Annotated in this window: 16 protein-coding genes; 6 read left to right on the plus strand and 10 right to left on the minus strand. The window is 50.0% G+C overall.

What is annotated here, in order from left to right; all coding sequences use genetic code 11:
- Positions 1-24 precede the first annotated feature (24 nt).
- A complete protein-coding gene (locus tag M2371_RS10145) occupies positions 25-231 on the plus strand; it encodes a hypothetical protein (protein ID WP_259267625.1) in 207 nt (68 codons plus the stop codon).
- A gap of 70 nt (positions 232-301) precedes the next feature.
- Here M2371_RS10145 and M2371_RS10150 read toward each other — a convergent pair whose 3' ends face one another.
- The 6 genes from M2371_RS10150 to M2371_RS10175 form a co-directional block, all read right to left on the minus strand.
- Positions 302-1,468, minus strand: a complete 1,167-nt coding sequence (locus M2371_RS10150; RefSeq protein WP_259267626.1) for a cupin — start codon at positions 1,466-1,468, stop codon at positions 302-304.
- An 11-nt stretch (positions 1,469-1,479) separates the two neighbouring features.
- A complete protein-coding gene (locus tag M2371_RS10155) occupies positions 1,480-2,271 on the minus strand; it encodes an HpcH/HpaI aldolase/citrate lyase family protein (RefSeq protein ID WP_259267627.1) in 792 nt (263 codons plus the stop codon).
- Positions 2,268-2,999 (minus strand): alpha/beta fold hydrolase, encoded by a 732-nt coding sequence (locus M2371_RS10160; RefSeq protein WP_259267628.1) that lies wholly within the window; start codon positions 2,997-2,999, stop codon positions 2,268-2,270. Before M2371_RS10160 ends, M2371_RS10155 begins: the two co-directional genes overlap by 4 nt.
- A complete protein-coding gene (locus M2371_RS10165; RefSeq protein WP_232886833.1) occupies positions 2,996-3,763 on the minus strand; it encodes an SDR family NAD(P)-dependent oxidoreductase in 768 nt (255 codons plus the stop codon). Before M2371_RS10165 ends, M2371_RS10160 begins: the two co-directional genes overlap by 4 nt.
- The gene (hisD, locus tag M2371_RS10170) at positions 3,763-5,094 is read right to left on the minus strand and encodes a histidinol dehydrogenase (protein WP_172894593.1); all 1,332 of its coding nucleotides are present in this window, start codon (positions 5,092-5,094) and stop codon (positions 3,763-3,765) included. The genes M2371_RS10165 and hisD (M2371_RS10170) overlap by 1 nt, the downstream gene beginning before the upstream one ends.
- A gap of 94 nt (positions 5,095-5,188) precedes the next feature.
- Positions 5,189-6,439 carry an MFS transporter gene (locus M2371_RS10175; RefSeq protein WP_259267629.1) on the minus strand — a complete coding sequence of 417 codons (1,251 nt, stop codon included), beginning with the start codon at positions 6,437-6,439 and terminating at the stop codon, positions 5,189-5,191.
- A gap of 281 nt (positions 6,440-6,720) precedes the next feature.
- Between M2371_RS10175 and M2371_RS10180 the strand changes: the two genes are divergently transcribed.
- From M2371_RS10180 to M2371_RS10200, 5 genes are all read left to right on the plus strand, one after another.
- The gene (locus tag M2371_RS10180; protein WP_259267630.1) at positions 6,721-7,791 is read left to right on the plus strand and encodes a LacI family DNA-binding transcriptional regulator; all 1,071 of its coding nucleotides are present in this window, start codon (positions 6,721-6,723) and stop codon (positions 7,789-7,791) included.
- Complete coding sequence (locus M2371_RS10185) at positions 7,788-8,759, plus strand: nuclear transport factor 2 family protein (protein WP_172894587.1); 972 nt, start codon at positions 7,788-7,790, stop codon at positions 8,757-8,759. Before M2371_RS10180 ends, M2371_RS10185 begins: the two co-directional genes overlap by 4 nt.
- Before the next feature lie 148 nt (positions 8,760-8,907).
- Entirely contained in the window at positions 8,908-10,047 is a 1,140-nt protein-coding gene (locus tag M2371_RS10190) for an ester cyclase (RefSeq protein WP_034494876.1), read from the plus strand.
- A 3-nt stretch (positions 10,048-10,050) separates the two neighbouring features.
- The gene (gene hisD, locus M2371_RS10195; protein WP_259267631.1) at positions 10,051-11,358 is read left to right on the plus strand and encodes a histidinol dehydrogenase; all 1,308 of its coding nucleotides are present in this window, start codon (positions 10,051-10,053) and stop codon (positions 11,356-11,358) included.
- Between the two features lie 175 nt (positions 11,359-11,533).
- Positions 11,534-11,848, plus strand: coding sequence for a hypothetical protein (locus tag M2371_RS10200; RefSeq protein WP_259267632.1), 315 nt, complete (start codon positions 11,534-11,536; stop codon positions 11,846-11,848).
- A gap of 70 nt (positions 11,849-11,918) precedes the next feature.
- On the opposite strand, the gene M2371_RS10205 is transcribed toward M2371_RS10200, so the two are convergent.
- The 4 genes from M2371_RS10205 to M2371_RS10220 all read right to left on the minus strand — a co-directional run bounded on the left by M2371_RS10205 (position 11,919) and on the right by M2371_RS10220 (position 17,916).
- Entirely contained in the window at positions 11,919-12,725 is an 807-nt protein-coding gene (locus tag M2371_RS10205) for a transporter substrate-binding domain-containing protein (protein ID WP_259267633.1), read from the minus strand.
- 135 nt (positions 12,726-12,860) lie between these two features.
- A complete protein-coding gene (locus M2371_RS10210; protein WP_259267634.1) occupies positions 12,861-13,778 on the minus strand; it encodes an amino acid ABC transporter substrate-binding protein in 918 nt (305 codons plus the stop codon).
- Complete coding sequence (locus tag M2371_RS10215) at positions 13,778-16,000, minus strand: EAL domain-containing protein (protein WP_259267635.1); 2,223 nt, start codon at positions 15,998-16,000, stop codon at positions 13,778-13,780. The genes M2371_RS10210 and M2371_RS10215 overlap by 1 nt, the downstream gene beginning before the upstream one ends.
- A 335-nt stretch (positions 16,001-16,335) precedes the next feature.
- A complete protein-coding gene (locus tag M2371_RS10220; protein WP_310473318.1) occupies positions 16,336-17,916 on the minus strand; it encodes an EAL domain-containing protein in 1,581 nt (526 codons plus the stop codon).
- Positions 17,917-17,918 lie beyond the last annotated feature (2 nt).

Genomic DNA, 17,918 nt, shown 5'->3' on the forward strand with positions numbered 1-17,918 from the left:
TTATATTAATGAAGAATTTTTGTCATGATTAAGTGGTTTATCCCCGGTGTTGTGGTTGTCGCTTTCCTGTTGGTATGCGGGAATGCTCCGGCAAAAAGAATTGCGCAATGTGAAAACCAGGGGGGCAGCGATGGGATTTGTGCCGCACACGAATGGGATTTTGCGATGGAAAGCCCATTTTCCGATAACGATCTTTCCGCACTGGCAAGCCGCGTAAACACTCAGAAATAAGCGCATTACGCGGCAATGTTTCGCACCGCATGCGTCCCTGCAAAAAGTGAGAATCTTGCTTTGATCTCGCCTATAAGGCGCGAGCTATTTTCTCACCCGCCCGGCGCGCGGTTGCAGGCAGGATACTTGCCGTTGCCACGTAGCCATCGGGATCGAGACAGCGATCCCGCTCCAGCGCTTGCTCAATAACTTCCGCATCCCAGTAAATCTTTTTACGATGATCGCCCTGAGTGGTCAGCGTGGCTTCCATTACGCCATCCAGCGCCCGGTACTGACGCCAGCTATTGGCAGGAACTGAAATCACCGAACCTTCTTCAGCCACAATCGTGACTTCGTCTCCCGCTCGATTCCACGTAACTTCCAGCGTCCCTTTAAACACCATCAAAACCTGGACGTCCGGGCAGAAATGCAAGCCAACGCGATGCTGGTCCTGAATGCGCAGCCACTCCACAGAGAAACCATGCGGGTTAAGAATTGGCGGCGTGTTATGCAGATCCTGTGATATTCCATAGCCAATCACCGGAGCCAGTTCGCCACCGTGTCCGGGCAAAACAGAATCCAGCAGAGCGTTCGCCGACCATGTCCGCTGCTCGCCCGTCACGGCGCGCTGGCTCATTTCCTCTATCGAATAATCGCGCAACGCGGCGATATGTTCCGCCCCCAGCGGCTGCAACAACTCATATTGCGCGGGAAGTTTGTCGCCGGCCTCGACATCAATCAGCATATTGTCGCGGCTCAGATACAAACCATATTCGCTTGCGGCCTCAAGTATCGACGGATGCCAGATAATCCCGCCGGTGTTATTGCCCCCTAAAACGGTGAACACCATGCCGCAGGTATCATTTGGGCTGACGTTAGTAAAACCGCGGAAAATCCATGTAGGGATAGACAAAATAGCGGGTGCGCTGAATTCAGCCTGATGCTCGCCATTAGCGCCCCAGCGGAAACGCCAGCTCCCTTCATGAATCAAAAACACTTCGGCGGTGAAATGCAGATGCAGATTATTAGTGACGCCTTTTGGCATCGCCGCCGCACCGATATTAAAGCCGTGCGGCTCAGGAATATTCACCACTTGCGAAGCCGACTGCGTCACGCCTGGGCCAATAAATGAGTAATTTTGCTTAAGATGCGAGCCGGGCAGTTTGCAGTCGATAAACGCCACGCTACAGGACACGCGGTCTTCCGGGCGCACCAGGCGGCGCTGGGCCTCTTCTTGGGTCAGAGTAATATTTTGCATAATGTCCTCGATTAATATCCAGATGCGCCACTGGTTGGCGCGGCTTCACTCCGCGCGGCGGCGATAGCGGTGCGTGACGCACTGCCCAGTTGCATAACGTCATTGGCCGGGGTCACAAAGTTAAAGCCCTGCTCAATTCGATGGGCGGCGGCCTGCCCGGAAGTGCAAAAAATCCCGGCGAGCTTGTTATGTGCTTTGCAACGACTCAGCACTAACTCTATCGCGGCTAACATTTCAGGGTGTTGCGACTCGGCGCTGGCACTTCCCGTGAGAGTTAAGGAAAGGTCGTTCGGCCCGATAAATACGCCGTCCAGCCCGGCGGTATCCATAATCGCGTCGAGATTTTCCAGCCCTTCACGGGTTTCAATCATCGCCAGCGTCAGGATCTCTTCATTGGCATACTGCGGGTAATCTTTGCCGCCGTATAAAAGGGCGCGCGCCGGGCCGAAAGAACGGTTACCGAGTGGCGGGTAGCGGCAGGCTGAAACAAACTGCCGCGCTTGTTCCGCCGTCGAAATCATCGGGCAGATGATTCCCCAGGCTCCGGCATCAAGCAGGCGCATGATTTGCGCCGGTTCGTTGGTGTTCACGCGGGCCAGCGGCGTGGCAGGCGTCGCCGAAATGGCCTGAAGCATCGACAACGCGCTGGCGAAATCAATCATGCCGTGCTGCATATCGACGGTGACTGAATCATAGCCCTGATGCCCGATGATTTCGGCGCTGTAGCCCGAAGGTATCGCCAGCCATCCATTAATGATGGGTTGCTGCTGGCGAAAGGCCGCTTTGAGCGGATTTTTTCTCATGGTTGTGACTCCTGTATCCAGTTGCGCATGGCGATTGCCACCAGTTTCGGTTCTTCAAGCGGTAAGAAATGTCCGCTTTCGGGAAGCGTTATCCAGCGGGCATGAGCAGCGGCAGCGGCAACCGACTGGTGATGTGAATGGGTACAAATGGCGTCATACGCGCCGTTGATGATGAGTATCGGAGAGGGAAACGTGGCCAGAGCCGCGCGATGGTCATCGCGTGAAATCGCCACCTCAGTCTGGTCTGCAAAAACCGCAATGCCGCACTCTTCAGCCATTTGTACGATTGTCTGGTGAAGCGACGCGTTATCCAGACGATGCGGGGCGACATACTTCGGCCAGAGAGTTTTCGTGAGCCACGGTGCAATTCCCAGGCGTGCCGCTTCTTTCACCGCCGCACGACGCCCGGCCGCGTTAGCGGGTAAATCCCGCAGCGGGTTCACGGACAGCAGCGCCAGACCGGCAATTCGATGCGGTGCCAACGCCACCATTTGCAGGGCAACCATCGCCCCGAGTGAAAACCCCGCCAGGCAAAAGCGCGGCGGTAAAACCTCGAGCAACTGAGTTGCCAGCTCATGCGCTGATTTGCCCGCGCTGAGCGTGATGCAGCTGAAAGAGCTGACGTTTAACTGTTCAGTTAACGGCTGCCACAGCCGCCCGTTGCACAGCGTTCCGCCGAGCAGAATCAATGGCGCGTGATGGTTTTCCAGCAAAGGCATCGTCTTCATGTTGCTGTCCACCCGCCATCGACCATTAATGCCGTGCCGGTAATCAGGGCAGAAGCGGGCGAGGCGAGAAACACCACCGGTCCCATCACATCCTCCAGCGTCCCCAGCCGCTTGAGCTTTATGTTGTCCAACACATAGCGACTGAACGCCGGGTCTGCGAGATTCGCACGCGACAGCTCAGTTTCAATAAACGTCGGGCACAAGGTATTCACCCGAATACCCGACTCGCCCAATTCCAGCGCCATCGTTTTCGTCAAACCCTCAAGGGCAAACTTAGAAGCACAATAAACGCTGCGTTGCGGGCCACCGACATGCCCCATTTGCGAGGAGATGTGAATAATTGAACCGGGAACCTGGCGCATTTTCATGCTGCGTGCGACCCACTGGCTAATAAAGAAGGTTGCCCGCAGATTGAGCGCCATCACCGCATCAAAATTTTCTTCACTCACTTCAAGAAAGGGCTGATGACGCGCAAGCCCGGCGCTGTTGACCAGAATGTCGAAGCCCGGCAGTGCTGCCAAAGCAGCACCAACCTGCGCGGTATCGGTAATATCCAGCGCAAGGCTGTTTAATTGCAGACCTTCTGCGGCCGCACTTTTAACGGCGTCCTCAAGCTGTTGCGCCTGGCGAGCAATAATCCACACCTGCGCCCCGGCGCGTGCCAGGGCGATGGCCGCCGCAAAACCGATACCACGAGAACCGCCAGTCACTAAAGCCCGCTGATTATCGAGGCGGAATTCCGGGGTGCGAGGAAGCGCCATCATTACGATGCCTTCTCAATATCCGCCGCCGGAACCGAGCCTGCATATGGCACATCCTGGTTGCCGTAACGACGCACGCGAATATTGGCTTGCTCCGCATGGCCCGAGAAACCTTCGAGTTGGCACAAGCGTGAGCAATAGCTGCCAATTTCTGTAGAGGCTTCATCACTCAGCACTTTCTGCCAGGTGCAGGTTTTCATAAACTTACCGACCCATAGTCCGCCGGTATAACGCGCTGCTTTCTGCGTTGGCAGGGTATGGTTGGTGCCGATGACTTTATCGCCGTAAGCCACATTGGTGCGCGGGCCAAGGAATAGCGCGCCAAAGTTGGTCATATTGGCGAGGAACCAGTCGTCGCGATTGGTCATCACCTGCACATGCTCGGAGGCGATGCGGTCGGCTTCCTGCAACATCTCCTCGTAACTGTCGCAAACAATCACTTCACCGTAATCGCGCCATGCCTGGCGGGCAATTTCTGCGGTGGGCAATTGCGTCAGCAGGCGCTCGACTTCACGGATCGTTTCTTGTGCCAGTTTCACCGAATTGGTGAGCAGAATCGCAGGGGTGGTCACGCCGTGTTCGGCCTGGCCCAGCAGGTCGGTGGCGCAGATTTCGGCATCTACCGTTTCGTCGGCAATCACCAGCGTTTCCGTTGGCCCGGCGAACAAGTCGATGCCGACGCGCCCAAATAACTGGCGTTTAGCTTCTGCAACGAAGGCATTACCGGGGCCGACCAGCATATCCACAGGCGCGATAGTGTCGGTGCCGAGCGCCATCGCACCGATGGCCTGAATACCGCCTAACGCGTAAATCTCGGATGCACCTGCCATCGCCTGGGCGGCGACAATCGCCGGGGCAGGGCGACCATTAAACGGCGGCGCACAGCTCACAATGCGCGAACACCCCGCTACGTTTGCCGTAATAATCGACATATGCGCCGAAGCCAGCAGCGGATATTTCCCACCCGGGACATAACAACCGACGGCATTAATCGGAATGTTTTTATGACCCAGAATAACGCCGGGACGGGTTTCGATTTCAAGATCGGTCAGGCAGCTTTTTTGCGCAGTAGCAAAATTAAATACTTGCTGCTGGGCAAACTCGATATCTTTAATATCCTGACGGCTTAATTGTTTGATGCAGGCATTAATTTCACTCTGCGATAAACGATAATCCTGGCGATCGTAATTATCGAACTTAATGGATAACTCACGAATCGCCTGATTGCCGCGTTGTTCAATATCAGCCAGCGTATTTTCCACCACAATACTGACCTGTTTATTGGCTTGCTGGCGTTCAGATAATGACTTACTGGTTTTTAAATATTGCGCCATGACGCTCTCCTGTGATTTTTAATGCGTATTTATCCCGCCCGGCATTGCGGGTGAATGGGGTGAATCGGATTAAATAAATGACTAAGGGTTAAATTTACTGGCTGGTTTTATTGGCATATTCCTGTGCAGATGAAACTTTCGGTAGATTCTTTTGCGCCGCTTTAATCTGGCGCTGCTCCACACTGCGTGCCGCCATGGGGGTGAGGAAAGCCGCGATCACACACAGTGCGCCAATCATCAGATACCCGGAAGACAAATTAATGTGCTGCAACATCAAGCCCATGGCGACCGGGCCGACAAACATGCCGACAGAATAAATGGTCTGGAATAAGCCCATGCGCGTTGATTGTTCATCTTCAACAGTATTCACCACGCTTAACGACATAAATACGGCGAACGCCATACCAAACGAGAAGCCCGCCATCGCCTGTAAGAAATAGATGAGGTACATATTGCTGGTGAAAGGAATGCCAATACTGGAAATCACTTGCAGGATAATGCCAATAACGGCGGTGTTTACCAGTCCCAGGCGTTTATAAAACACCGAACTACACATTGCTATCGCCAGCGCGTAGAAGATCAAATGGATATTACTCAGCAAGGTCAAAATACCGGCTTTCGCGCCGAGCTGTTGGGCATAAATAGGGGTCAGCGTATCGCGGGTGGCGAAAGGCACCAGGATGACAATGGTGGCCAGCAGGCCAATAAACCACACGGAAGAATCCGCGAGCTGGCGCTTCGCACTATTGATACAGGCTTTAAGCGTGGGTGCGCGGGCGGCATCGTGAACTTCTTTAATACGAAACGTCAGAATTAATGCCAGCAGCGCCGATACGCTTGAGACAAAATAGCCGATGTTCTTGTCAAAAAAGTGGATTAACGCGCCACCAATACAGTTGCCGAGGAAAACCCCTAATGGCCCGGCAAGTGCCAGCAATGCCACAGCGGCAGGTGCATCTTTTTTATCAAAATAGCGAATAAACAGGATGTTATACAAAACCCAGGTCGCCGCGGTGAATCCATCGGCGGCTTTCGCCAGGTACAATGTCACGGCGGTGGGTTCCAGGTAGGCTATCGGCCAGGTCACCATCGGTAACAGCAGGCTGAACTGGATAAATATTTTTCGGCTCTTCACCACGTCCGACAAAATGCCAATCGGGAAACGGATAAATAACGTGGCTAATCCACTGGCGCCCATAATCATTCCCACCACTTCTGGCTGCATTCCTTCGCTGATTAACATCGGAGCGAGGAACGCATCAATACTGTGGATGCATATGAAGAACAACACGCTAATGGTAAAAAACAGTCTGACTTCGGATCGACTAAAGAGTGCACGAAACATGTGGTGAACCTCTTAAATATTAATGGGTTATAACCAATCAAGTACGGCATTAACCGGTGCAATCCTTTGTCGCTAACTTGCGTCACCGGTAAAACTGACGGCGTATTTTTTGTGTTCTGCATACGTATTCAAAAGTTGAAGTTACGAAAAGGTTTCAATTTTGTAAAGGTCGATAGTGTAAATGTGAAAAAAATAATTTTGTCTGTTGCATACGCATGCAAAGATGGTGTAAGTATAAAAAACAGGCATTCCAGAGGGATGTGGATAAGGACTACCAAATCATGAAACGTAAGACTTTTGGCCCCGTGACTTCTCAGCAAGTGGCGCAAATAGCGGGAGTATCACAATCGGCGGTATCGCGCACTTTCACGCCAGGAGCGAGTATTTCTCCGGCAACGCGTGAAAAAGTGCTGAAGGCGGCGCGTGAATTGGGCTATCGGCCAAATGCCATTGCCCGATCCCTGAACACCGCCCGCTCAAGGATTGTGGGTGTGGTGATGTCCTATTTTGATAACCAGTTTTACCCGCAGGTTCTGGAAGCACTGGCGCAAAAACTCGATGAGCTGAATTACCACCTGTTGCTGTTTGTGGGCGATCGCGATGGTAACGTCGACCGGATTTTCGACCAGATCATGCAATACCGGGTTGACGGGATCGTGCTGGCGTCGGTTTCGCTGTCGGTCGAGCTTTCCGAAGAGTGTGTCGCTGCTGGTATTCCGGTAGTGCTGTTTAATCGCAGCGAAGAAAATGCCACGGCTTCCAGCGTGAATACGGACAACGAAGCGGCGGCCAAACAGATTGCAGAATTCCTGCTCGCCGGAGATCACCAGCATTTTGCGTATGTGGCCGGGCTTTCTGATTCTTCGGTCAACCTGGCGCGGCAGAGCGGGTATATCAATACGCTTAATCACCACGGAATTAAGGATGTCCGCGTGGTGCAGGGGGATTACGATGCCAGAAAAACCGCAAAAGCGGCCTGGGAACTGTTTTCCTCGCCACAGCCACCGGATGCCATTTTTGCCGCCAACGATCATATGGCGCTCACCGTGATGGATGTTGCCCGGTTCGAATTTGGCCTGCGGATTCCAGAAGATCTTTCGGTCATCGGTTATGACGATACCGGCCCTTCCGGTTGGCCGTCTTACGCTTTGACGTCGGCATCTCAGCCTGTTGATGCCATGGTCGGGGCCACCATAGCGCTACTGATGAAACAGATTGAAAGTGAAAACATTGAACCGGAACAGGTTGTGGTTCCTGGTGTGCTGGTGGTGCGTCATTCCGCAAGGCGGCCACAATTTGGCGTTATCGAAAAAGATGGGCTGTCATTGTTCCAGCCGCAGGAGGTTGAATGACCAGGTTGCCGGGCTTTAGCCCTCAGTTTGATTCTATCCAGCAGTTTATTTTGACGCTGACCCATGTGGTGTGGGAGCAAAAAGATATCGGCCAACTGGCAGATTTCTACGCCACTCCGGTGGTATTTAACACTCCGGAAAAACAGCTCAATGACCTGTCGCAATTTATGCGGCTCACGCTTGAAGCGATGCACAGTTTCCCGCAGCGCACGGTGCTAACCGAAGATATTCTCTGTACCCATTCGCCACAGTTTGAATATTACGCCGCGCAACGCACGGTGGCCTGTATCCAGCATCAGGGCGAGGGATTCTTTGGGAAACCGAGCGGCAAATCGATTTGGGTGCGTACCTGGGCGGATCGCATTTGCGCTGAAGGTGCGGTGCGCCAGGAGTGGTTATTGCAAGATCGCGCAGCCATCATTTTGCAAACGGGCATGGAAGTGCGTGATTTTGCGAGGCAACTCGCTGATTCACGTCGTGAAGCCGGGCTGGAAAATATCAGTGCCGAAGAGATGGACGCGCGTTGGGCGGGCGGCCCTGAAGGGGATGACGTTGACGGCCCGCTGGCGGGACTGGTCGAACGCTATTTGTCGATGTGGGCAGGTGGCAACAGCGGTGTGGTGCCGGGGCTTTACCATCCAGCGGCAACGCTGCATGGGCCGGGCCACGTGTTGTGCACGGGCGAGCAGGATATCGGCGGTTTTCTTTCGGGATACCGCGCGTCGTTCGCCGACAGCGAAACGCATCTCCATCATCTGGTGGTGCGCCGCGATGCCAATGAACCGGTGCGCCTCTCGTTGCGCTGGTCGCTGTTAACCTGGCACGACGGTTATGGGAAATTCGGTACGCCGACCCGTCGCCCGGTTTCTATTACCGGTATTAGCCAACTGGAATTACGCGATGGGTTAATTATCCGGGAATATCTGGGCGTGGATGAATTAGCGATATGGTCACAGATTTTTAATTAATTATATTTATTGGCGAGGATAATCTCCTCGCCAAATAGCTAACCCAGGAAATAAATATTATCGCCATTTGCAGGTGAGGGATATTCCTATCCCTGAATAATGTGCGCTGACAATACCAATAGCGCAATCAAATAACGCAGGAGATCATATGTCTTCAACTGAAACAACCAATAAAACGCCGGTAGCTTCGGAAAAAACCAATGTAAAATCCACGCGCGATGAACCTGTCTTACAAGTGGAACGCCGCGACTTTATTGATTTAGTTCCGGAGAAACGTCCGCGTGTGCAATCATTGCGTGGCTTTGATGATTGTTATACGGATATTGTCGATTACATTGTGCGTTGCACCCATAAAATATGGGACGAGCGTGACGTTGGTTTAATTTACACCCACTATACCCACAACTGTGTTTTATATAACGCACTCGGCACCATGTATAACCGCGAGCAGGTTGTGCAGGATACGTTGCAGCGCTTAATTGCCTTCCCGGAACGTCGCGGTATGGCAACGCAAGTTATCTGGAATGGTAACGACGTTGACGGTTTTTACACCTCCCACCTGGTAACCGGCACTGGCCGTCACACTCAGTACAGCCATCTGGGTAAACCCACTAACCGCACGTTTGTGACCCGCACCGTGGCGGACTGCATGATCCACGAAAACAAGATTTATCGTGAGTGGGTGGTCAGCGACAACATGGCGATGATGCGTCAGTTGGGGCTGGATACCGATGCAATAGCCTATGGCATGGCGAAGGAGCAGTTCGATAAGGGCTTCCGTGTCACCGATATTGGCGAAAACCGCCGCATGGTCGGGCAATATCCACCGGAAATGGAATGTGACGTTTCCATTGCTCATACCGATACCGAAGAGCAGTGCCTGCGCTGGCTGCACGAAATTTATAACCGTCGCATGCTCGGCAAAATCAAAGATGTGTATGCCCCGAATGTACAGTGGCATGGTCCGCTGATGAAAGAGTTGTACGGTCAGGCGGCAGTTATCCACCAGACGCTGGCGCTGATTGGCATGATCCCGGACGGGGCGTGGATGCCGCAGCATGTCTGCTCCAATCCTTGCGAAGAAGGCGGCACCAAAGTGGCGGTGCGTTGGATCATGGAAGGCCACCATCTGGGTTACGGCGAGCTGGGTAAACCGACCGGTGAGCGCCTCTTCGTTATGGGTATGTCCCACTATCACATCGTCAACGGCAAAATCGTTGATGAATGGGTGGTCTACGACCATCTGGCTCTGCTGGCACAAATTAAACTGGGACAAATGGAGGAGTAAGAAATGGGTACGATTTCTGAGGCTGATGTTGAGTTTATTAAACGCCCGCAGGGGCAAGATGTTCAGGCTGACCGCACGCTAACCGAGACGGTGCAGAATATTATCGACCAGGTGCGCGAGCGTGGCGATGCCGCGCTGCGTGACTACTCGGCAAAGTTTGATAAAACCACACCGGACAAATTTGAAGTTTCGGAACATGAAATTGCCAGCGCACTGGCGGAACTCGACCCGCAAACGCGCAAGGACAGCGAGTTTGCCATTGCGCAGGTTAAACGCTTTGCGCAGGCGCAACTGGCAACCATGCAACCGCTGGATATCGAAACGCTGCCGGGCGTGCATCTCGGGCACCGCATTATCCCTATTCAGACGGTGGGCTGTTATGTGCCAGGCGGGCGTTACCCCATTTTATCCGCGCCGGTAATGTCAATTGTCCCAGCGGTAGTGGCGGGATGTGACCAGATCATTGCCTGTCTGCCGCCGGGGGCACAGCCGGCGATGATAGCCATTTGCCACCTTGCGGGGGCGCACCGCATCTTCAAGGTTGGTGGCGCACAGGCGATTGCCGCCATGGCCTGGGGGACAGAATCTATCCCGGTAGTGGATAAAGTTGTCGGGCCGGGCAACGCCTTTGTTAACGAAGCTAAACGCCAGGTGTTTGGTAAAGTCGGCATCGACGCACTGGCTGGGCCAAGTGAGATTTATGTGATTGCTGATGACAGCGCAGACCCGCGAATTCTGGCTGCGGACCTGTTGGCTCAGGCTGAACATGATGTGCATACCCGCGTCGGGATGGCGACCACCAGTCCACAAATCGCCCGCGCGACGCTGGCTGAAATTGAACGCCAGCTGTCGAATTTACCCACGGCAGTAACCGCAGGTGAAGCCTGGAAACGTCAGGGCGAAATTGTGATTTGCCGCGACGAGGAACAACTCATCGCCTGGGCAGACCATATGGCCACGGAACATCTGCAAGTGCACACCCGTGACCCACATGCGACGGCCAGCAAAATCCGTAATTATGGTTCGTTGTTCATCGGACAAAATGCCAGCGTTGTGTTCTCTGACAAGTGTTGCGGAACCAACCATACTTTGCCTACCATGGCTGCGGCTCGCTATACCGGCGGTTTGTGGGTTGGCGCGTATGTGAAAATTTGCACCCACCAGTGGATTGACGACCATGGAATTGCAGCAGTCGCGCAACCTGCTGTGCGCCAAAGTCGCACTGAAGGAATGCAGGCTCATCGCCGCGCGGCTGAAATTCGTTTGTTACCCGAAAGTATTGATGCAATAACCAATGGAGAGCGCGATTAATTATTTTTTTATTGGTGAACAAAATAGCGTCAATTCACCTGAAATATTTTCAACTTAAGTTTTATTAATGTTTATTGTCTTGCTTAGGTTGTTTCTTGACGACATTATTATCTTGAAAGGGATGGGTGGTAAATGAATTACCCCCAGGTGTTATAATTAATCATGGATTTGGATTATGCTGTCACTGGAAATGGAAGAAGATGTTGTCCTGCGGGTAAAAGGCATGGAAAAAATGCTTGAAGGAATTGTCCGCGAACTCAAAGCCAATAAAGGCGTTGTTGATGAGTTTATACGGGATGACATCGCAAGGTTCCGGCACTGTTCAAAAGATGTCATAACACACCATACACAGGTTTCGCGCAACGTTCGTAAAAGACTGGAAGACGTTACCATTCATTCTCAAAAACGTGTGCGTAAAACGGCGCAGAGCAATTTGTTATATGGTGTTTTGTGCGGAATGTTTTTCTGCATGTTGCTTCAACTGATGTAATTAATATCGCGTATTAAGGGAGAAAGTTTACTTTCTCCCTTTTTTATTGCGCGGAGTTATATTTTTAAAATCAGGTGTTCTGTGCAATATATTTATACATTTCAGCTGTTAGAGGAAGATGCAGGTTGACGTTTTTATCGGGTAAGACGCTATTAAACCATTGATCATAAAATGACTTAAAATCATGGCGCTTGAACCGTTCTGCCAGAGAGGCATCGACTATTTTTTTGAATTCTTGATCGTCATAACGGAGCATGATGCCCAGATTTTGTGGCGTACCCAGCGTCAGATCTGACATCTGATAATCTTCAGGATGTTCACTACTTTCAATCAGTTCCCTAAGCGACACCTCATTCGTTGCTGTCGCAAAACTCTTATGCTGAGTCATAGTAATAAAGGCATCTTTCATTGTAGGTTGAGTCAAAACAAATAGATTAAGATTCTGTACTCGATTGAGGGTATTAGCACTAATTAAGTCTGCCGTCCCCTTGGTTACACTGATTGTTCTGCCCGCTAAGTCTAAAAAAGTATGAATATTCGTCCCGGTTGGGGTACCGAATCGTGTTTGAACTAACAGATAATGGCGGGAGAATGAAACGACGCTTCGGCGTTTTACGGTATCCGTATTAACCGAACAATCCATATCAATCGCATTATGTTTTAGCATCGTGATGCGCATGGATATGGGCACAGGAATATAGTTAACTTCCAGATGATTAATGTGCAGGTTCTTTTTCAGACTCTCTGTCACGTTTTTGCACAATTCAATGACATACCCAACAACCTGTCCATCACGAGTTTTGTAGGAATAGGGCGGCGCATCGCGATAGCCAATATTGATGATTTTATGGCTGGAAATTCTTTCCAGCGTAGACATATTCGGTTCTGCTTTCACCGCTGTAACGGTAAATAGCATAAACAAACTTAATATATAACTCAGGAACGGTTTGGATTTCATATATGGACTTTATAGTTTGTCTTTCTCTTCGCTGTTCACACCAACGAAAAATAGTTAATAAGCGTAAGGGGCATCTGATGAAACGATTTGCTTCAATTCTGGCGATAATGGCAAGTTGAGCGTGATCCCTTCAGGCATTATCGGTTGCAAAAACCATCTGTTATAAATAGTGGTGAAATCCGCACTGCGCAGCAGACGTTTCATCGAAGTATTAATAAGCGCGGTAAATTTAGGATTACCTTTCTGCATCGGCATGGCAACGGGTAGCCGTGGACTGAGAGTGTCCGCAGAAATCCTGAATGCTTGAGGGTGTCCAGAAAGCGCTATTTGCGCAAGCAGTAACACGTCGCTGGAGACAATAACCGGCGTTCTGCCACTTTCCAGGTCGGTAAAGGCTTTCATATTGTCGGTGCCGAGATCAATATTGAGCGACAGTTGGTGCTGGGCGTTCGCTTGCTGAATATGTCTGACAAACACCGTACCACTTTTCACGATAACCGTATGGCCGTTCAGCTCTTCAATATCCGTAATATCATCTTCCATACGCGACACAAAGCGGGTCGCTGAGAAGAAATACGGCTCAGAAAACGTCACGATTTTTTGCCTTTCTGCCGTGTAAATCGTGGGGATGCAGCCCATATCGATGCTTTTATTTTTGATGGTGATAAATTGTGTGGCCGTGGTGACGGGAACCCATTTGATGCGAAGCTCAGGAAGCTTTAACTCCTGCTTAATCATGCCGATCAGTTTATGGCAGATATCAATGGAATAACCTTGTGGCTTATTATTTTCGAAATAAGAATAAGGAAATACATCTGTCTGATAACTCAGAGTGATGGTTTTGCTTTGGGTGATACGAGCCAAAATGTCTTCCGCGTGGCCGCTCGAAGGAGTGAGCATACCAAGGGAAAATATTAATGCTGCGCCCGCAGAGAATAATATTTGATATAAGTGATTGATTAAAAGTGACATTATTGCTCCATTTTCTCTTGCTCCAGTTCTGCCACTACATTTGAATTTTCTACGGCTCTGCCAAAGTAAAAGCCTTGTGCCGTCATGTTTACGCCGCCCAGTGAGAGCAAGAATTCATACTGTTGCTGGGTTTCAACGCCTTCAGCGGTGACTTTCAGCCCACGTTGTAGCGCGTAACGAACCAACATACTCACTAACGCCTGCCTGTCCTCGCACTTATCGAGCATATCAATCAGTGGGCGGGCAATTTTGATGTGGCTGAACGGGAAAATAATTAAGTAATCGAGCGTGGCAAAGCCCGTGCCGAACCCATCGAGAACAATTCCTATCCCCAGCGCCTGGATGGCATTAAGAATAGGAAGGATAATTTCTCTGTCCAACGGCTCAGAACCGGTAATTTCTATTTCCAGACGGGCAGGATCCAGGCCGCTGTCACGCAAGGCGTTCCGAATGGTATCTAAAATTCTCGGATGACGAAGCTGGTGCGGGGAAACATTCACTGAAACGGTTTTCGCCACGGGCCAGTTAGCCGCATCTATGCAGGCGCTGCGTATCAGCCACTCGCCAAGCCGGGCAATCAGCCCTATATCTTCAGAAACAGAAATAAAATGATGGGGTTGCAGTTGTCCACGAACCGGGTGCTGCCAGCGGACCAGCGCTTCATAGCCTTCGCTGCGGCAGTTATCGAGGCTGACAATTTTTTGGTAGTGCAGGAAAAACTCATTATTTCTGATGCCGTTCTCAATTTCCTGGCTAAAGATCAGGTTATTGGAAGGGTTCATCGTCATCCCCGGAGAATAAAAATGGAAACAATTGCGGCCGAAACTTTTAGAGGTGTACAACGCAAGATCGGCATGGGCGAATAAATCTTCACGGGTGTTCCCATGTTGCGGAGCACAGGAAATCCCGATGCTGCCACTGATAGAAAACGTATTCCCGCTACAGGTGAACGGTTCGTTCAGCGTCGCCAGCACTTTTCTTGCCAGCGTTTGTGCTTCAAGAATTGAGTCGCGTTGCACTTCCTGAAGAATGGCAAATTCATCGCCGCCCAGGCGAATAGCCATATCTTTTTCACCGATAATTGCGCACAGACGTACCGACGATTCAATAAGGAGTTCGTCGCCAACCACGTGGCCGTAAGTATCATTAACCGGTTTGAAATTATCTAAATCGATGAGCAACAGATTGAAAATGCGGCCCTCGGTTCTCAATTTTATCAGCCGCTCATCGATAGAATTTCGATAAGAAACCCTGTTAGGCAGCAACGTCAAAGAGTCATGATGCGCCATGTACTCCATTTTTTGCGCCATTTCCTGCATCCGTTGCAGATAACCCCGGTCAACCATAGCCACACGAAGTTTTTCAATGGCTTTCGCCAGTTCACCGATTTCATCATCCTGGGTCTGGAAAGGAGTGACCTGGTCGGTTTTTTCATCGGCGATAAGTGAGACCGCTTGAATCAGACGTGGCACGGGGCGAAAGAGGTTACGCACCAGCCAATTGACCACCACAACCGTAATACCGAGGATTAAAATCAGCATCAGTAGCGTATTTTTCAGCAGTGCATTGTGGGTGGCAAATAGCGCGTCCCGTTCTCCGATACTGCTTACTACGGCACCGAGTAACTTTCCTGAGGGGTCTACGATAGGAATCGAACCGACGAAATACTCTTTGCCGCCAATATCCGCGAAGCCGCGATAATAGGCCGTTAACGCTGATCTATTGGCGGTATCCGCAGCGGTGGTGATTTTTTGCGAGATATCGTCCGTGTTATTGAGGTCGGTAAAACCGTGTTTCTTGTCATACAACAATAACCAGGTTGGATTATGAGTTTGTGTTGATACCAGGGTCAGCATATCGGCCGGGTTAAATCCGGTCTGGATAATGGTTTCATCATCACTGAGCGGTCGTTCGGATTCAATGGAAACCACTTGTCCTTCGTGGTTGGATTTAACCGTGGTGGAGGTATAAATATTACGAATAATATAACTGGTGATTTGAGAATTGGTGGCGGCTTGTTTGTACCATTGTTCGTGCGAAATACGGTTTACTTCAAAAACTCCAGCGCCTGAACCAATGCCATAGGCAATTAAAACCCCTAGCATCAGATAGATAGCAACTTTTCCGGTAATTGAATGATACCAATGATAATCCCCACGCAGCTGGGGTTCCTGTTCGCAGACAGGCACAACTTCATGTTGAATGAGCTCTTTAACAACCATTTTTTCTATTCGTACTCTTTTATAAGCGATTAAAGAAGGCTCGAAAGGAATTCTCAATGAGATAAATTATCGTTTTTATTTGTTGTTTATATACTGCTGTACTTTAATATGTTGTTTAACTGATGTTAGCGCAATGTAGGTTTTTATCGACTTGTTCGATTTATGAGAAATGCGCTTTCATTTAATTAACAGGATTATAAAGTTGGCTAATTAAAGCGTCAACGATAAATATTAACGCAACCGTGTTGCTGTTCGTGTATTTTTACTCAACTATTTATTCAGGGCTGGACAATCCACTCCTGTGTTTTATGCATAAAAATAGGCGCCATGTCCGGCTAAGTATTTGTTTCTAAAAGTTCGCATAATTGGCTTATGGGCTGCGGGCGGTGAAAAAGGAAACCTTGTGCTAAATGGATTCCACAATTTTGTACAATTTGATGTTCTTCTTCGGTTTCCACCCCTTCAATCAGCACAATGCTCCCGGAAGTTTTGCATAACTGCACAACATGATGGAGAAACGCTTCTCCTCCTTCTCGGGCCAGACCCAGCACCAAAGTACGATCCAGCTTAATTTTATCCAGCTCATATTGCGTCAAATAGGATAAGGTTGAATAACCCGAACCAAAATCATCCAGTGCTATTTTGATACCAAACTGGCGTAACACTGCCAGAACCTCAATCACTTGCTGTGGTTCTTTCACTTTTTGCGATTCGGTAATTTCCATTTCCAACTGCCAGCCAGAAGGCAACGGGTTACGGAGCAACTTACTCACCACACTCAGGAAATTAGGTTCAAGCAACGTTTGCGGCGAAATATTTACCGAAAGTGTCATGCCAGGAAAGCGAGAAAATTCGTTATGAATCACTTCAACGGCATTTTCCAGTACCCAAAAATCAACTTCGGGCATCATGCCAATACGTTCATAATATTTTAGAAAATACGGTGGTGTAATTTTACCATCATCACTTTGATGACGAAGTAAAACTTCCATTGCCACTATTTTCCGTTCATCGAGGGTAATTTGAGGCTGAAACCACAAAACAAAATTACCGCTATTTTGCAGAGCGTTAATATGACGTCTTGCTTCTATATATTCATTTACTTCAGAAAGGTAATGATGCGGCGATTCTGCCTCTCGATGACCCGGCACCGTCAATTGGAACTGATTACCTTTTTGCGGAACAAATCGCTTTTTGCCGCACGGCAAGGCGATTTCTTTATAGTCACGCTTTTCCATATAGCGCAGGAAAGGCCAGTAAATACCAATTCCCGCGCAAATGAGCAATATCTGGAAGAAGACCGCGCTGAATGCACCATTGGTGGCCAGCCATGAATTAATGATGGCCGGTGTTGCCCAACCCACCAGTTGCTGCGCGGGTGGGATGATGTGCCACAGCGTAGCATAGTAAGCGAGGATGTAATCTACCGCTGGAGTCATCAGAAAAGGGACGAACATCACGGGATTGAGCACCACGGGCACGCCAAAAATCAGCGGTTCATTGATGTTAAATATCGCCAGTGGCAGTGAGACATTAATAAGATGACGGTTAGACGGGTTGCGACTGATTAATAAGCAGATTAACAGGCTTAACGTACCGCCGCATCCGCCGGACGCACACCACATCTCATAAAAAGTGATGCTCAGGATATTTAAAGACCCATGACCGGCTTTCCAGGCGTCCATGTTAGATATCGTATTGTTCATGAATCTGAACCCGATATCCTGGAAAATATAAAACCCGTGGATACCAAAGAACCAGGTAAATTCACGGATCATTTCATATAGCAAACCATGAAAGAAACCATCAGGGTAAATGGCGATGGAGATATCTTTTGTTAACCAACTGCTGGCGCTTAATATAATATGCCCAATAACAATTAGCGAAGTTAGCCTGGCAATGAAAAAAGATAATATTT

Source organism: Buttiauxella sp. BIGb0471 (genome assembly GCF_024807715.1).
Taxonomy (GTDB): domain Bacteria; phylum Pseudomonadota; class Gammaproteobacteria; order Enterobacterales; family Enterobacteriaceae; genus Buttiauxella; species Buttiauxella agrestis.

What these genes read in the sequence shown, in the direction of transcription:
- M2371_RS10175 (WP_259267629.1), bottom strand. Translation starts at nt 6,439, where the DNA reads ATGTTTCGTGCACTCTTTAGTCGATCCGAAGTCAGACTGTTTTTTACC.
- hisD (WP_172894593.1), bottom strand. Translation starts at nt 5,094, where the DNA reads ATGGCGCAATATTTAAAAACCAGTAAGTCATTATCTGAACGCCAGCAA.
- M2371_RS10180 (WP_259267630.1), top strand. Translation starts at nt 6,721, where the DNA reads ATGAAACGTAAGACTTTTGGCCCCGTGACTTCTCAGCAAGTGGCGCAA.
- M2371_RS10215 (WP_259267635.1), bottom strand. Translation starts at nt 16,000, where the DNA reads ATGGTTGTTAAAGAGCTCATTCAACATGAAGTTGTGCCTGTCTGCGAA.
- M2371_RS10150 (WP_259267626.1), bottom strand. Translation starts at nt 1,468, where the DNA reads ATGCAAAATATTACTCTGACCCAAGAAGAGGCCCAGCGCCGCCTGGTG.
- M2371_RS10190 (WP_034494876.1), top strand. Translation starts at nt 8,908, where the DNA reads ATGTCTTCAACTGAAACAACCAATAAAACGCCGGTAGCTTCGGAAAAA.
- M2371_RS10165 (WP_232886833.1), bottom strand. Translation starts at nt 3,763, where the DNA reads ATGATGGCGCTTCCTCGCACCCCGGAATTCCGCCTCGATAATCAGCGG.
- M2371_RS10210 (WP_259267634.1), bottom strand. Translation starts at nt 13,778, where the DNA reads ATGTCACTTTTAATCAATCACTTATATCAAATATTATTCTCTGCGGGC.
- M2371_RS10205 (WP_259267633.1), bottom strand. Translation starts at nt 12,725, where the DNA reads ATGTCTACGCTGGAAAGAATTTCCAGCCATAAAATCATCAATATTGGC.
- M2371_RS10160 (WP_259267628.1), bottom strand. Translation starts at nt 2,999, where the DNA reads ATGAAGACGATGCCTTTGCTGGAAAACCATCACGCGCCATTGATTCTG.
- M2371_RS10145 (WP_259267625.1), top strand. Translation starts at nt 25, where the DNA reads ATGATTAAGTGGTTTATCCCCGGTGTTGTGGTTGTCGCTTTCCTGTTG.
- M2371_RS10155 (WP_259267627.1), bottom strand. Translation starts at nt 2,271, where the DNA reads ATGAGAAAAAATCCGCTCAAAGCGGCCTTTCGCCAGCAGCAACCCATC.
- hisD (WP_259267631.1), top strand. Translation starts at nt 10,051, where the DNA reads ATGGGTACGATTTCTGAGGCTGATGTTGAGTTTATTAAACGCCCGCAG.
- M2371_RS10185 (WP_172894587.1), top strand. Translation starts at nt 7,788, where the DNA reads ATGACCAGGTTGCCGGGCTTTAGCCCTCAGTTTGATTCTATCCAGCAG.
- M2371_RS10200 (WP_259267632.1), top strand. Translation starts at nt 11,534, where the DNA reads ATGCTGTCACTGGAAATGGAAGAAGATGTTGTCCTGCGGGTAAAAGGC.